This is a genomic window from Pseudodesulfovibrio portus (assembly GCF_026000375.1).
In the GTDB taxonomy this organism is placed as follows: Bacteria; Desulfobacterota; Desulfovibrionia; order Desulfovibrionales; family Desulfovibrionaceae; genus Pseudodesulfovibrio; species Pseudodesulfovibrio portus.
The window spans coordinates 657151-672048 of the sequence record NZ_AP026708.1; the positions used below are offsets into that span (position 1 = coordinate 657151).

The 14898-nt window shown below is 63.7% G+C and carries 14 protein-coding genes; all 14 read right to left on the bottom strand.

Translation table 11 applies throughout. The features are described 5' to 3' along the window. Positions 1 to 3: 3 nt before the first annotated feature. Positions 4 to 1356: a phosphoglucosamine mutase gene (gene glmM / locus OO730_RS03335; protein WP_264983165.1), complete on the bottom strand. Its 1353-nt coding sequence runs from the start codon at positions 1354 to 1356 to the stop codon at positions 4 to 6. Between the two features lie 31 nt (positions 1357 to 1387). After that, on the bottom strand, positions 1388 to 2290 hold the full coding sequence (locus OO730_RS03340; RefSeq protein ID WP_264983166.1) for a CdaR family protein: 903 nt from the start codon (positions 2288 to 2290) through the stop codon (positions 1388 to 1390). Between the two features lies 1 nt (position 2291). Continuing rightward, entirely contained in the window at positions 2292 to 3041 is a 750-nt protein-coding gene (gene cdaA, locus OO730_RS03345) for a diadenylate cyclase CdaA (protein ID WP_264983167.1), read from the bottom strand. An 8-nt stretch (positions 3042 to 3049) separates the two neighbouring features. Further along, positions 3050 to 3889 carry a dihydropteroate synthase gene (gene folP, locus OO730_RS03350; RefSeq protein WP_264983168.1) on the bottom strand — a complete coding sequence of 280 codons (840 nt, stop codon included), beginning with the start codon at positions 3887 to 3889 and terminating at the stop codon, positions 3050 to 3052. A gap of 16 nt (positions 3890 to 3905) precedes the next feature. After that, a complete protein-coding gene (ftsH, locus tag OO730_RS03355) occupies positions 3906 to 5915 on the bottom strand; it encodes an ATP-dependent zinc metalloprotease FtsH (protein WP_264983169.1) in 2010 nt (669 codons plus the stop codon). Between the two features lie 126 nt (positions 5916 to 6041). Then, positions 6042 to 7445: an argininosuccinate lyase gene (gene argH, locus OO730_RS03360; protein ID WP_264983170.1), complete on the bottom strand. Its 1404-nt coding sequence runs from the start codon at positions 7443 to 7445 to the stop codon at positions 6042 to 6044. A gap of 3 nt (positions 7446 to 7448) precedes the next feature. After that, positions 7449 to 8681 carry an argininosuccinate synthase gene (locus OO730_RS03365; RefSeq protein WP_264983171.1) on the bottom strand — a complete coding sequence of 411 codons (1233 nt, stop codon included), beginning with the start codon at positions 8679 to 8681 and terminating at the stop codon, positions 7449 to 7451. Positions 8682 to 8708: 27 nt separating this feature from the next. Continuing rightward, the gene (gene argF, locus OO730_RS03370) at positions 8709 to 9608 is read right to left on the bottom strand and encodes an ornithine carbamoyltransferase (protein ID WP_264983172.1); all 900 of its coding nucleotides are present in this window, start codon (positions 9606 to 9608) and stop codon (positions 8709 to 8711) included. A 125-nt stretch (positions 9609 to 9733) separates the two neighbouring features. Next, positions 9734 to 10891, bottom strand: a complete 1158-nt coding sequence (locus tag OO730_RS03375; protein ID WP_264983173.1) for an ABC transporter substrate-binding protein — start codon at positions 10889 to 10891, stop codon at positions 9734 to 9736. Positions 10892 to 10996: 105 nt separating this feature from the next. Beyond that, positions 10997 to 11455, bottom strand: a complete 459-nt coding sequence (gene ybeY, locus OO730_RS03380; RefSeq protein ID WP_264983174.1) for an rRNA maturation RNase YbeY — start codon at positions 11453 to 11455, stop codon at positions 10997 to 10999. 2 nt (positions 11456 to 11457) lie between these two features. Next, entirely contained in the window at positions 11458 to 12390 is a 933-nt protein-coding gene (locus tag OO730_RS03385; RefSeq protein WP_264983175.1) for a PhoH family protein, read from the bottom strand. A 51-nt stretch (positions 12391 to 12441) separates the two neighbouring features. Beyond that, positions 12442 to 13206 carry an ABC transporter permease gene (locus tag OO730_RS03390; RefSeq protein ID WP_264983176.1) on the bottom strand — a complete coding sequence of 255 codons (765 nt, stop codon included), beginning with the start codon at positions 13204 to 13206 and terminating at the stop codon, positions 12442 to 12444. After that, a complete protein-coding gene (locus OO730_RS03395) occupies positions 13200 to 13934 on the bottom strand; it encodes an ABC transporter ATP-binding protein (protein ID WP_264983177.1) in 735 nt (244 codons plus the stop codon). Before OO730_RS03395 ends, OO730_RS03390 begins: the two co-directional genes overlap by 7 nt. Positions 13935 to 13937: 3 nt before the next feature. Further along, a complete protein-coding gene (locus OO730_RS03400) occupies positions 13938 to 14864 on the bottom strand; it encodes an ABC transporter substrate-binding protein (RefSeq protein ID WP_264983178.1) in 927 nt (308 codons plus the stop codon). Between the last annotated feature and the right edge of the window lie 34 nt (positions 14865 to 14898).

Consider the following 14898-nt stretch of genomic DNA (forward strand, 5'->3'; position numbering starts at 1 on the left):
ATGCTACTTCAAATATTTCTCACAGGCCTCGACAATGTCGCCCGTGTACAGTTCCACCTTGTCGCAGTCCGGCCCCTCGACCATGACGCGGCAGACGGGCTCGGTGCCGGAATAGCGCAGCAGAACGCGCCCCTTGCCCCCAAGGGCATCCTCCACCTTCTTCACGGCCTTCTGCACCTCGGGAGCGTCCTCAAAGGGAATCTTGCGCTTGACGTGAACGTTCTTGAGCAACTGGGGGAAGGGTTCGAGCAGTCCCGCCAGTTCGGACAGGGGGCGCTCTTTCTCGCGCATGAGCCGGAGCAGTTGCAGGGCTGCCAGGAGCCCGTCGCCCGTGGTGGAATGCTCCATGAAAATGAGGTGGCCTGACTGCTCGCCGCCCAGGGTCGCCCCCTCGCGGCGCATGGCCTCGACCACATAGCGGTCGCCCACGTCGGTGCGCAGCAGGACGCCCCCCTTGTCCTTCATGAACAGCTCGAGTGCCATGTTGGACATGACCGTGGCCACCAGCATGTTTTTCGGCAGCTTGCCCTGCTCCATCATCTCCATGGCGCACAGGGCCATGATCTGGTCACCGTCCAGGATGCGCCCGTTCTCGTCGCAGACGATGAGCCGGTCCGCGTCCCCGTCCAGGGCGATGCCCATGTCCGCGTTCACGTCCCTGACCGCCTGGGCGATGACCTCGGGATAGAGGGAACCGCACTTCTGGTTGATGTTCAACCCGTCCGGCTCCACGCCGATCCTGACCACCTCGGCGCCCAGTTCCTCCAGCACCTTGGGGGCCACGCCGTAGGCCGCGCCGTGGGCGCAGTCGAGCACGATGCGCATGCCGTCCAGAGTCAGGTTCGGGGAGAAGCTGTTCTTCAGGTAGACGATGTAGCGGCCGGTGGCGTCGGTGATGCGAAAGGCGCGTCCCACCTGCTCCGCCGCCGGATAGTCCCACTTCGTCCTGTCGTTCATGACCAGTTCGCTGATCTCGTCCTCCACCTCGTCGGGCAGCTTGAACCCGTTGCTGTCGAAGAACTTGATGCCGTTGTCCATGAACGGATTGTGCGAGGCCGAGATGACCACGCCGAGGTCGGCGCGCATGTTGCGGGTCAAAAAGGAAATGGCGGGCGTGGGCAGCGGCCCGACAAGGAAGACGTCCATGCCGTTGGCGCACAGCCCGCTGGTCAGGGCGGTCTCGAACACATAGCCGGAAAGCCGGGTGTCCTTGCCGATGACCACGCGGTGTTTCTTGCCGCCGTTGCGGAAATACTGCCCTGCGGCCAGACCGAGCCGGAGCGCGATCTCCGGGGTCATGGGAAAGATATTGCCCTGCCCTCGCAGGCCGTCGGTACCGAAAAGCCTCTGGTTCATGGATTGCTCCGACATCCGCCGCCCAGGCGGTTTATTGCTTCTTCAGGGTGGTCGTCACCGTCTCCGGATTCTTCTTCTCCAGGCGGCAACCCTCAGGCAGGACCACTTCGTATTCCAGGTCGAACTTGCCCGACTTGACCGACGAGGGGAACAGCAGGGCAGCCGAAACGCCCTTGCGGTACTCGTCGTCCCGGAACAGGAAGACCGGCCCCTCGATCTCAAGGCGCACGTAATCCTGCGACACGGAAGCCCTGTACCCGTCCGGCGAGTTCACATCAAGCGGAACCTTGACCCATATCTGGCGCGTCTTGGGGCCGAAAAGGGCCTTTACGCGCACCTGAGCGGGCGAAGCCTCCACCTCTTCGGGCAATTCCAGGGGAACGTCCTCCGCCCAGGAGGCAGGCACTTCCTCGGGGAAGTCCTCCTCCATGACCACGCGCGTCTTGGTGATCTTGCGGATCAAGGTCTCCGGGCCCCTTATGTTGACCGTATCGGGCGAAGCCACGACCTCCGTCAGGGTGTAATCGGGGTTGATGTCGCCCGCCCAGGCGGCCTCGATGGCGACCGTCTTGGAAACTCGGCGGTCAACCAGCAATTTCAAACGGTTGGGCTTGACCTCGATGATCTCGTAGGTGGACGACAGCGGGATTCGCGAGGTCTCGATCTCCATGACCTGCTCGCCGATCTTGAGCTTGGCCACGTCAAACGGATAGGTCAGGTTCTGGGAGGACAGGTTGCCGACCAGCCCCTTGGGGCCGCGCAGCCGGACCTGGATCTTGTCCACCAGGCCGTCCTCGATGATCAGCCCTTCGGGCGGATTGGTCATGACCACGGGCATGTCCACCCAGGTCTCGACCACTTCCCGGCCCGTCACCAGAAACCAGGTGAACACGGCCAGGGCTATGGAAAGAAGTACTGTCTGCCAATTTTTCATGTCACCGCCCCAGAGCGTTCTTGAGCACGCGGCGCAACCGTGTTTCGTCCAGGCTGGTGGTCAGCCTTCCGTTCATCGCCACCGACACCTCGCCCCGCTCCTCGGAGACGACGATAGTGATGGCGTCCGCCCCTTCGCTGATGCCCAGCGCGGCCCGATGCCGGGTGCCGTACATGGGCTGGCCCTTGAGCTTGCTGGACAAGGGCAGAATACATGCCGCAGCCACGATGCGGTCGCGCCGGATGATGACCGCGCCGTCGTGCAGCGGCGTCTCGGTCACGAAAATCGTTTCCAGAAGCTCGGTGTTGACCTTGGCGTCCAGCTCGATGCCACGCTCGATGATGTCCCCCAGCGGCATGTTCTTCTCGATGACGATGATCGCCCCTGTGGACGAGTGGGACATGCTCATGACCGCCTTGGTCAGCTGGTCCAGGGTATCGTCGCGGACCTGGGACTTGGTCCAGAACCGCTTGGTGCCGACCGAGGCCAGGGCCTTGCGGATATCTGTCTTGAACAGGATGACGACCACCAGGAAGATGGACGTCAGGAACTCCCCGAGCAGGGCGTTGAGCGTGTAGAGGTTGAACTGGTCGGCGAAGTAGTAGACCACCAGCACGATCACCAGGCCGTACAGGACGGCGGCGGCGCGGGTGCCCCGAACAAGCACGATCAGGTTGTAATAGATAAAGGCCACCAGCCCGATGTCGAGCAGGACCCGCCAAGTGATCTGAATACCGAAAAGCTCAAACATATCTTTAACTACGCCATTTCCCGAGCTATGGTCAACGTCTGCGTGGCAAGTTCCACCTCATGGACCCGGTGGACGGCGACGCCGCGTGTGGCCAGGATGGCCGTGGCCGCCTGAGTGGCGTTCTGCCGCTCGCCGACTTCAAGGCCGAGCAGCCCCTGCCAGAGGGACTTGTTGGACAATCCCATGTACAACGGCAACCCCAGGGCCTTGAATCGTTCTATCTCCCGCAGGATGGTCAGGTTGTGGGCGAGCAGCTTGCCGAAACCGATGCCCGGGTCCAGGACGATGCGGTCCTCGGGCAGCCCTGCCCCGGCGAGCTTGTCCAGCCGCTCCTCGAAAAAGGCCATGATCTCGCCGACCACGTCATCATAGCGCGGCTCGTCCTGCATGTCCTCCGGCCTGCCCAGTGAATGCATGAGCACGTAGCCCGGCTTGTACTGTCCGATGACGTCCAGTAGTTCCGGCTCGAACCGGAAGGCGGACACGTCGTTGAGGATGACGGCCCCGGCGTCCATGGCCTCGGCGGCGACCCGCGCCTTGTAGGTGTCCACGGATACCACCGCGCCGAGGTCGTTTTCGGCCAGCCCCCGGATGACGGGGATGACGCGGCGCAGCTCCTCCTCCTCGCTCACGGAATCGGCGTACGGGCGGGTGGACTCCCCGCCCACGTCCAGGATGTGCGCGCCCTGCCGGGCCAATTCGAGCCCGTGGGCCGTACCCGATTCGGCGTCGCCATGCGCGCCGCCGTCGTAGAAGGAGTCCGGGGTCACGTTGACCACTCCGGCAATGAAAAAGGGGGCCGGTCCCAAGACCCTGCCCCCTTTCACTATCCATTTCGTATCTATCATGGTCGACAAGGGTCGGTTACTGGATCTTGCTGCCGCCGCCGTCTCCATCCGGGTCGGCATCGTCTCCGTCTTCGAGGATAAAGTCATCCTCCCTGCCTCCGGACTCGCTGACCGGGGTATAGCCCGGACCGGTGGCCTTGCCTTCCGCGTCGTAGCCGGAAGGGGTCTGGCCCGAAGTGCCGGAACCGGAATTGCCGTTGCCGTTGGCGGGCTCCATGGGCGGCAGTTCCTTGCCTTCCATGAGCAGGTCGATGTCATGGCCGGTGATGGTCTCGCGGTCGAGCAGGGCCAGGGAAATGGCTTCCAGGACCTCCCGGTTCTCCTTGAGCAGATCGGTGGCCTTCTGGTGAGCCTCGTCCACGAACCGCCGGACTTCGGCATCGATGAGCTTGGCGGTCTCCTCACCGTAATTCTTGTCGTGGATGAGTTCCTTGCCCAGGAAGACCTGTCCCTGGTTGTCGCCGAAACTCATGGGTCCGAGCTTGTCGGACATGCCCCACATGCAGACCATGTTTCGCGCGGTCTTGGTAGCCCGCTCGATGTCATTGGATGCGCCGGTGGTCAGCTGGTCGAGCACCAGTTCCTCGGCCACCCGACCGCCCATGAGCACGACCATGGTGTTCTGCAGGAACTCCTTGGAATAATTGTGACGGTCCTCGCCGGGCAGCTGCATGGTCACGCCGAGAGCCTGGCCGCGGGGGATGATGGAGACCTTGTGCACCGGATCGGTGCCGGGCAGGAGCTTGGCCACCAGGGCGTGTCCCGCCTCGTGGTAGGCCGTGGTCTTCTTCTCCTCGTCGGAGAGGATCATGGACCGCCGCTCGCGACCGCCCATCATGACCTTGTCCTTGGCCTCCTCGAAATCGTCCATGTCCACACGGTCCTTGCCCAACTTGGCAGCGCCGAGCGCCGCCTCGTTGACCAGGTTTTCCAGGTCGGCACCGGAAAAACCGGGGGTGCCGCGGGCGATGACTTCCAGGTTCACGGTCGGGGACAACGGAGTCCTGCGGGAGTGCACCTTGAGGATGCGTTCGCGTCCGCGCAGGTCCGGGACCGGGACCACCACCTGCCGGTCGAAGCGACCGGGCCTGAGCAGGGCCGGGTCGAGCACGTCCGGGCGGTTGGTGGCCGCCACCAGGATGACGCCCTCGTTGGACTCGAAACCGTCCATCTCGACCAGCAGCTGGTTGAGCGTCTGTTCACGCTCGTCATGGCCGCCGCCGAGACCGGCTCCCCGCTGACGGCCCACGGCGTCGATTTCGTCGATGAAAATCAGGCAGGGCGCGTTCTTCTTGCCCTGGGCAAAGAGATCGCGCACGCGGGATGCGCCCACGCCCACGAACATCTCCACGAAGTCGGAACCGGAGATGGAAAAGAACGGGACGCCGGCCTCACCGGCCACGGCGCGGGCCAGCAGGGTCTTACCCGTGCCCGGGCTGCCCACCAGGAGCACACCCTTGGGGATGCGCCCGCCCAGACGGGTGAACCTGCGCGGCTCGCGCAAGAAGTCCACGATCTCGGAAAGCTCTTCCTTGGCCTCGTCCACGCCGGCCACGTCCTCGAAGGTGACCTTGGTGGTCTCCTCGTTGATCAGGCGCGCCTTGGAGCGACCGAAGCTCATGGCCCCTCTTCCGCCGGAGCCGCCGCCCTGCATCTGGCGCATGAAGAATATCCAGACGCCGATGAGCAGCAGCATGGGGAACCAGGACAGGAGCAGGGTCAGGTACCAGGGGGATTCCTCCGGCGGCTCCGCATTGACCTCGACGCCCTTGGCGATGAGGGTCTCGATCATCTTGGGGTCTTCCGGGGCATAGGTCTGGAAGGGTTCCCCGGAGCTCTTCATGCCGGAAATCCGAGACCCCTGTATCTTTACCTCCGCGACCACACCGCTGTCGACCATGGCCAGGAACTGGCTGTACGACGGCGTGTCCTTGGGCACGGGAGGCTGGTTGAAGAGGTTGAACAGGACCACCATCAAGACAAAGATGATCGCCCAGATAACAAGATTTTTCATATGATTGTTCAAAGGAGAGTCCTCCGTAAATGTCAGATGCAAACAACCCTTGACCGGGCATTACATCGCGGTGCTCGCGATATCAGATTCCAAGGTAATGCCGCTGGTTGAAAAATCAAGGGAATCCGGGAAAAAAACTCACCCGACCTCCGCTTGCTGCAAACCGGCCAGCCACTTCGTGAGCGCTTCGACCTGCCCGGCAACGGAATCCGGCCCGGTACCGCCGGGCGATGTGCGACGCCGTATGGACGCCGCGTAATCGAGCACGTCGAAGACGTCCTCGCCGATCCGGTCGGAAAATTGTGCCAGCTCCGCAATGTCCAGGTCTTCCAGCCCCACGCCCTTCTGCTCGGCATGGGCGACCACCGCCCCGGTGATGTGGTGCGCCTCGCGAAAGGGAACGCCCTTTGCCGCCAGGTAGTCGGCCAGCTCGGTGGCGTTGAGAAAGCCGCGCTTGACGGTCTCGAGCATCTTCTCGGGCACGTAGACGATCTGCCGGAGCATGTCGGCCATGATGCCGAGAGAGGCGACCACGGTCTTGTCCGCGTCGAAGAACGGCTCCTTGTCTTCCTGCATGTCCCGGTTGTAGGTCATGGGCAGCCCCTTGATCAGGACCAAAAGGCCCATCAGGGAACCGACCACGCGCCCGGTCTTGCCGCGCATCAGCTCGCAGGCGTCCGGGTTCTTCTTCTGAGGCATGATGGAGGAGCCGGTGGAGTACTGGTCCGGCAGCTTCACGTAACCGAAATTGGGGTTGGCCCAGATGATGATCTCCTCGCAGATGCGGGACAGGTGGGCCATGACCAGGGACCCGACGAACACGGCTTCGAGCACGAAGTCGCGGTCGCTGACCGCGTCCATGGAGTTGGCGAAAATCGCTTCCACGCCCAGGTCGTCGGCCACGGCCTGCGGGTTCACCGGGTGGGTGGTCCCGGCCAGGGCGGCGGCCCCCAGCGGCATGACCCGCACGCGCTTGAGCCCGTCCGTCACCCGCTCGAAATCCCGCTTGAACATCTGGGCGTAGGCCAGCAGATGGTGGGCCAGGGTCACGGGCTGGGCAGGCTGGAAATGGGTGCAGCCCGGCAGCATGGTCTCCCGGTGCTCGTCGGCGCGGGCCACAAGGACCTCTACCAGAGCGGCCAGGCTTTCCTGCCAGACGGCCAGACGCGCGGCCACGTGCAGCCGGAAGTCCAAGGCCACCTGATCGTTGCGGGAGCGCGCGGTGTGCAGCTTGCCGCCCAGCGGCCCGATGATCTCGGTCAGCCGGGACTCGACGTTCATGTGCACGTCTTCCAGCTCGGTCTTCCACCGGAACTCGCCGGACTCGATCTCCGCCCTGACCGCATCCAGGCCGTCGCAGATCGCGGCCGCCTCTTCATCGGTCAGAAACCCCTGTTTGGCAAGCACCCGGGCATGCGCCTGGGAGCCCCGGATATCCTCGGCATAGAGTTGCCAGTCAAAAGACACGGACTCGGAATATGCTTCCATGGATGCGGCGGTCCCTTCGGCGAACCGCCCGCCCCACATTTTCTTCTTGGCCATATGCTACTCGCAGGTGTCTTCGGAATCCTTGCCGCCCCACTTGGACTGCTGCATCCGGCCCTTGAGCCTGAGGCCCACCAGCTTGATGAAGCCCTCGGCATCGGCCTGATCGTACACGTAGTCTTCCTCGAAGGTCGCCAGCTCCGGGTTGTAGAGCGAGAACGGCGACTTGCGGCCCAACGGCACGCAGTTGCCCTTGTAGAGCTTCACCCGCACGGTGCCGGTGACCTTTTCCTGGGACTTGTCGATCATGGCCTGCAGCGCCTCGCGCTCGGGCGAGAACCAGTACCCGTAATACACCATCTCGGCATACTTGGGAATGAGGGAATCGCGCAGGTGCATCATCTCGCGGTCCATGCACAGCCCTTCCAGGTCGCGGTGGGCGGCGGCCAAGATGGTGCCGCCCGGGGTCTCGTACACGCCGCGGGACTTCATGCCCACGAACCGGTTCTCCACCATGTCCACCCGACCGATGCCGTGCCTGCCGCCCAGCTCGTTGAGCTTGGCCAGCAGCGCTGCCGGGGAATACTTTGTGGAGTTGATGGCAATGGGATCACCCGCCTCGAAGTCGATGGAAATCTCCTCGGGCTCGTCCGGGCATTTCTCGGGCGGCGTGATGTTGCGGTAGCAGTCCGGGCCGGGTGCGTTCCACGGGTCCTCCAGCTCACCGCCCTCGAAGGAGGTGTGCAGCAGGTTGGCGTCGATGGACCACGGCTTCGTGCGGCTGACCGGAACGGGGATGTCGTTTTCCTGGGCGAAATTGATCAGGTCGGTGCGGGATTTGAGCTCCCACTCGCGCCAGGGGGCGATGGTCACGAGCCGGGGGTTGAGGGCCATGGTGGCCAGCTCGAACCGGACCTGGTCGTTGCCCTTGCCGGTGGCGCCGTGGGCCACGGCCTGCGCGCCCTCCATCTCGGCGATCTCGACCATGCGCTTGGAAATCAGGGGCCGGGCGATGGCCGTTCCGAGCAGATACCGCCCCTCGTACAGGGCGTTGGCCCGGAACATGGGGAAGACGTAGTCGCGCACGAATTCCTCACGCATGTCCTCGACGTATGCCTTGACCGCGCCGGTGGACAGCGCCTTGGTGTCGATGCCGTCCATTTCCTCGCCCTGTCCCAGGTCGGCGGTCATGGTAACGACCTCGCAGTCGTAGTTGTTCTTGATCCACTTGAGGATAATGGACGTGTCCAGGCCGCCGGAGTAGGCCAGCACGACTTTTTCAATCTTCTGCATCTGTATGTTCCTCGTTGCTTGAAAAGCTTATGTGTAAATCCATTCGAGAATGGCTTTCTGCATGTGCAGCCGGTTCTCGGCCTGGTCCCAGACGATGGACGCCGGGGACTCGAAAACGGCTTCCGACACTTCCTCGCCGCGATGGGCGGGCAGGCAGTGCATGAACTTGGCGTCCGGAGCGGCCTTGGCCATAAGGGCCCCGTTGACCTCGAAGCCCGCAAACGCGGCCTCGCGCTTCTTCTGCTCCTCTTCCTGACCCATGGACGCCCAGACGTCGGTATTGACGTAGTGCGCGCCCGCCACGGCCTTGGCCGGGTCGCGGACCAGGGTCACCTTGGCCCCGGCGTTGACGCCCGCGTCCATGATGGCCGGGTCCGGGTCGTACCCCTCGGGGCAGGCCAGCACCAGCTCGTACCCGAAGGCCGCCGAGCCGTTGATGAAGGAATGGGCCATGTTGTTGCCGTCGCCCACCCAGGCCACCTTGAGGTCAGTCAGGTTCGGGGTGCGCTCGTACATGGTCAGCACGTCCGCCATGATCTGGCACGGGTGGTACTCGTCGGTCAGGGCGTTGACCACCGGGATATCGCCGTATTCGACCAGGGTTTCGAGTTTCTCCTGGCCGAAGGTTCGCACGATGAGGCCGTCGGCGTATCGCGACAGGACGCGGGCCGTATCCTTGAGCGGTTCGCTGCGTCCCAGCTGGGAATCCTTGGCCGCGATGAAAACCGGGTCGCCGCCGAGCTGGCGGACGCCCACTTCGAACGACACGCGGGTCCTGGTGGACGCTTTCTCGAAAATCATGAGCAGGGTCTTGCCGGCCAGAAGGTCGGTCCGGACAGCGTTGTCCTTCATCTCCTTGGCCCTGACCAGAACCTGCCCCGCCTCATCTGCAGGGATATCCGAAATGGTCAAAAAATGCTTGGGCATCGTATACTTACTCCATCAAAAGAATGCCGAATTGAACGAAAGAGAGAAAGCTTGGCCCATATTGATATGAATGTAAAGCGATTTGGCCCACGAAAAACGCGGGAGATCAAGTGAGGACGGGCGATTCAGGGCTGGATGCTGTCGACGAACATGACCCCTCCGAACCGGAACTGGTTGATGACCAGCGGCTTGATGGGGTCGCCGAATTCGTTGAAACGGATGGTCCCGGTCACGCCCTCGAAACCGGCAGTGGTCGCCAGGGCGTCGCGGACGTCCGAATGAACCGTGGTTCCCGCCCTTTCGATGGCGTCCTTGAGGACCATGAAGCTGTCGTAAACCAGAGCCGACGTATCGCTGGGCGCCACCCCGACCCGGGCCTCGTACCGGCTGACGAAATCGCGAGACTGCGGCGTATCCGACCAACGGCTCCAATGGCTGGAAAAATAGATGCACTCCGACTTGGCGCCGATGTACTCGTACATCCTCGGCCCGACGCCGTCGCCCGTCATGAGGGTCATTTTGATATTCTGGTCCCTTGTGTTGGCGAACAGAGCGGAGACATCGCCATACCCGCCCGGCGCAAACAACACGTCGGCCTGATGCCGGGCCACCTCGCCCAGCACCGCATCGACGTCGAGAGTCCGGGCCTCATACTCGCCGCGCCAGACCACCTTCCCCCCGCCCCGCTCAAAGGCGTCGGCAAAGGATTGGGCCAACCCCCGACAGTATGCCCGGGAAACGTCAACAAGGACCACGGCGGTGGCGGCGTCGAGTTTTTCCAGTGCGAACCGGGCCAGGCCGCTCCCCTGGAAGGAATCCGTGAAACAGATGCGAAAGATGCAGTCGCCCACGCGGGTCACGGCCTCATTGGTGGACATGTGCGAGATCATGGGGACACCGGCCTTCTGGAGGACCTCGGCCATGGCAAGGGAGTGGGAACTCCAGTTGCAGCCGACAACCGCCGTCACCCCCGCCGCGATGGCCCGGCGAGCCGCTACGGCGCTGCCTTCCGGGGTACCCCTGTTGTCGAATTCCAGCAGTTCGACCTTCTGGCCGAGGATACCGCCGGACTCGTTGATGCACTCCACCGCGAACCGGGCTCCGTCAAAGCTGATGGCGTTGGACTTGCCCGCCTCACCGGTCCGGGCCGTGATCATGGCGATCCGTATGCCGTCCCCGGCGCGGGCCGAAGACAAAAGGCCGGGCGACACGAGCGCGCACAGCACCAGGCACAGCCACGCTGCGCTCAGGAGGTGAATGGGCCGTTGTCCAATATCCGCCACACGTTACTCCAAGCTATATAGACCATGAAATACAATATATGGCAGTATATCGAAATGTCAAAAGTAATCAACCCCGCCATGACGGACAAACGCGCGCCCAGCCGGTCAGTTCAAACGGTCCGCCGCTTCCATGATCACCCTGTCCACCGCCGCGTCGGTCAGGTCGAACATGGCCTGACCGTGATCGAAACCGGCCAGATGAAGGATGCCGTGGGCCAGCAGCCGGGCAAGGTGCTCGATGGGTTCCTGACCGTAGAGCTCGGTCTCGCGGGCCAGGGTGTCCACGGACAAAACCAGTTCGCCGAGGTCGTCGCCGTCAACCCGCACAGCGGTTTCGTCGCCGTCATCGGCGGGAAAACTCAGCACGTTGGTGGGACCGGTGCAGCCGAGAAAGGCACTGTTGACTGCCGCGATATTCCGGTCGTCGGTCAAGGTCAGCGTGAAGGTGCGCCCGACGAGGTCCAGGGCGTCGAGGATCGTGTCGCAGACTGCGGCCAGCTCCCTGCGCGACAGGGGAAAGCGGGGGTCGAGCCGGGTGGCTTTGACGATCTTCACCGCACCCATGGCTATTTACCGTTGGACTCGTGTTTGTCGTAGGCGCGGACGATGCGGCCCACCAGGGGGTGGCGGATGACGTCGTGCTCGTCGAAGAAAACGAACCGGATGCCGCCGGTGCCTTCCAGAATCTTTCGCGCATGAAGCAACCCGGACCGCGCCTGGGTGGGCAGGTCGATCTGGGTGACGTCGCCGGTGACCACGGCCTTGGAGCCGAAGCCGAGCCGGGTCAGGAACATCTTCATCTGCTCCGGCGTGGTGTTCTGGGCCTCGTCCAGGATGATGAAGGCGTCGTTCAGGGTGCGCCCGCGCATGAAGGCCAGCGGGGCCACCTCGATGATGCCGGTCTCCTGGTAGTCCTGCACCTTGGCGAAATCGAGCATGTCGTGCAGGGCGTCGTACAGGGGGCGCAGGTAGGGATTGATCTTCTCGGCCAGGTCCCCGGGCAGGAAGCCGAGCTTTTCCCCGGCCTCCACCGCCGGGCGGGTCAGGACGATGCGCTTGACCTCGCGCCGGGCCAGCGCGCCCACGGCCATGGCCACGGCCAGATAGGTCTTGCCCGTGCCCGCCGGGCCGATGCCGAAGGTCATGTCCGAATCCCGGATGGCGTCCAGGTATTCGCGCTGATTGATGGACTTGGGCGACACTGTGCGCTTGCCCGAGGTGGCGTACACGTCGCCCTTGAACACCTCGTTCACGTCGGCGGACGGCCGGCGCTCCAGGATGCGACAGGCGAAGTCCACATCCTGGGGATGCACGCTGCGCCCCTTGCGAATCATGGCGTAGAGCTGGGTCAGCACCTGGGCGGCCAGGCCCGCCTTCCCGTCTTCTCCTTCCGGGGCATGGATGGACACCGCGTTGCCCCGGCTCTCGATGCGCACGCCGATGCGCTCCCCGAGCAGCTTGAGATGCTGGTTCTGGGGACCGAAAAGCTGGCTGGCCATGTGGCCGTCGTCGAATTCGAGCTTGGTGGCGGACAGAATAGATTCCTCCGGTTAATCCTTGGAACGCAGGAACATCCACTTGCACGCCCTGCGTTCCAGAATGTTGGCGGCCTCGTACAAAGCCGCGCCCATGATGGACATGCCGAGTATCCCGGTGAACATGGTCAGGTAGTCCATGGCTCCCCAGGCGTCCATTATCATGTAGCCCAGGCCGCGTGTGGTGGCAAAGGATTCGACGAAAAAGAGCACGGCCACGGACACGCCCGTGCCCAGCCTGAGCGCCGTGAACCCGTGGGGCAGGGCCGCAGGCAGGAGCACCTCGCGCAGCACGTCCCAGCGCGAGCCGCCCAGGGACCGGACCGAGTCGAAGTACTTGGGATGGATGGAGCGCACCCCGTCGCGGGTGGTGACCAGGATCTGATACCCCAGGATGAGCGCGATCATGGCGATCTTGGAGGTGTCGCCCAGCCCGAGCAGGAGCAGGAATATGGGCAGGAGCACGATCTTGGGCACCGGGTAGGTCAGGAACACGAAGGGAGCCAGCACCGCGTCCACCCGTTTCATGGAGCCCATGACCAGCCCCAGCGGGAAGGCCGTTGCCCAGGCCAGGGCCATGGCCGCAGTGGCCCGGTAGGCGCTGGTCATGAAATGTTCCCAGAACAGGCTTGTGCCCATGGCCTGGATCAGGGCCGCCAGAGCGTCCTCGGGGTGCGGCAGGATGACGCCGCCCAGCGCCAGGGCCGCAGCCTTCCACAGCAACCCCATGACCAGGATCACGCCGCCGTAACGGAAGATGGAGCGCAGCAGGCCTACCATTGATCCTCCACGGTATGGCGCAACCGGCGCAACAGGTCGAAACACGCCTCGGTGTCGCGGATGTTCTCGTCGCCGAAGCCGGGGTTGTCGAAGACGGCCACGGGTCGGGCCGGGCGGCCGGACATGACCATGATCCGCTGGCCGAGCATGACCGCCTCCTCCAGGGAGTGCGTCACCAGCACGTAGGGAATCTTCCGCTTGCGCCAGACGTCCAGCAGGGTGCGCTGGAGCCGCTCACGGGTCAGGGCGTCCAGGGAGGAAAAGGGTTCGTCCAGGAGCATGAGCCGCGGTTCGGTGACGAAGGCCCGGGCAATGGCCACGCGCTGTTGCTCGCCGCCGCTCAGGTTGGCGGGATAATCCAGGTCCCGGCCCGTGATGCCCATCTCGGCCAGCTGGTCGCGGGCCTTCCGACGCCGCGCCGCCCGCCCCATACCGTGCAGCTTGAGGCCCAGGGCCACGTTTTCGATGACCGTGCGCCACGGCAACAATCCGTAGTCCTGCAAAATGATGGATATCTCCGGCGAAGGCCGGGTCACGGGCGAGCCCATGAGGGACACGCGCCCGGCGTCGGGCTCGGACAACCCGCCCAGCAGATAGAGCAGGGACGTCTTGCCGCACCCGGACGGGCCGACCACGGCCAGGGTCTCCTCCGGTTCGAGCCGGAAGGTGACATCCTCAAGGACGGCCTTTCCGCCATAGGACTTGGACAGATGCTCCGCAGTCAGCATCGGTCAGGGGGCTATCGGGGACAGGGCCACGGAATCGGGGACCGTCATTTTGAGCAGCCCCTTGTCCAGCATCCACTCCTGCACCTCGGCCAGTTCGGCCGAGGCGGGCAGGCTGGGCATGGGATAGGGATAGATGGGGAAATCCGCCACCAGCGGCTTGGGAATACGGCAGGTTTCGGCCATGAGTCGGCGGTACTTTTCCGGATTGTCCCGGATAGCCTGGACCGCTTCCCGGTAGGCGCGGATGAACCGCATGTAGTCCGAGCCGTGGTTTTTGAAATACCGTTCATGCAGGCAGAGCACGGTCAGGGGAATATCCAGGTCTTCCGCCGTGGCCAGGGTCGCCCCGCCCTTGAGCCGGGCCAGGGACAGCAGGGGCTCGGGCAGGAGCGCGGAGTCGATCTGGCCGGTCAGGAGCATCTGCAGCCGGATGGGCATCTTCTTGATCTCCACCTGGGCGAAATAGCCGCGTTCGACCTTGAGATGGTCCTCCATCTTGTCGGCCAGGAACTCCATGATGGTGGACTTGGACAGGCCGAGCTTGCCGCCCTTCATGGCCGCCAGGTCACGGTCTTTGTTCTCCGGGGAGAGCGCGATGCCGAACATGGGGTATCCGGGCGTGGTCCGCCAGGAGGTCAGGGCGATGCGCATGGGCACGTCCCGGCTGATGAGCAGGTAGGTGGCAATGAGGTCGCCGAAATAGCCGTCTATCTGCCCTGTCTGCATGGCCGTGTCCCGCTCCAGGGCGGACATGAATTTGACCAGCGTGACGTCCAGGCCGTGCTTCTCGAAGATGCCCTCCTGCGCGGCCACCTGCAGCGGCAGGGTGTCGAGCACTGGCAACACGCCGAAGCGCAGGGCGGTGTTGCCCGCCAGGGCGGTCGTGCTCAAAACAAAAACAAACAATATGCACATGATACATTGTTTCATAAATCATTCCCCTTTCTTGCGATCAGCCGCTTCT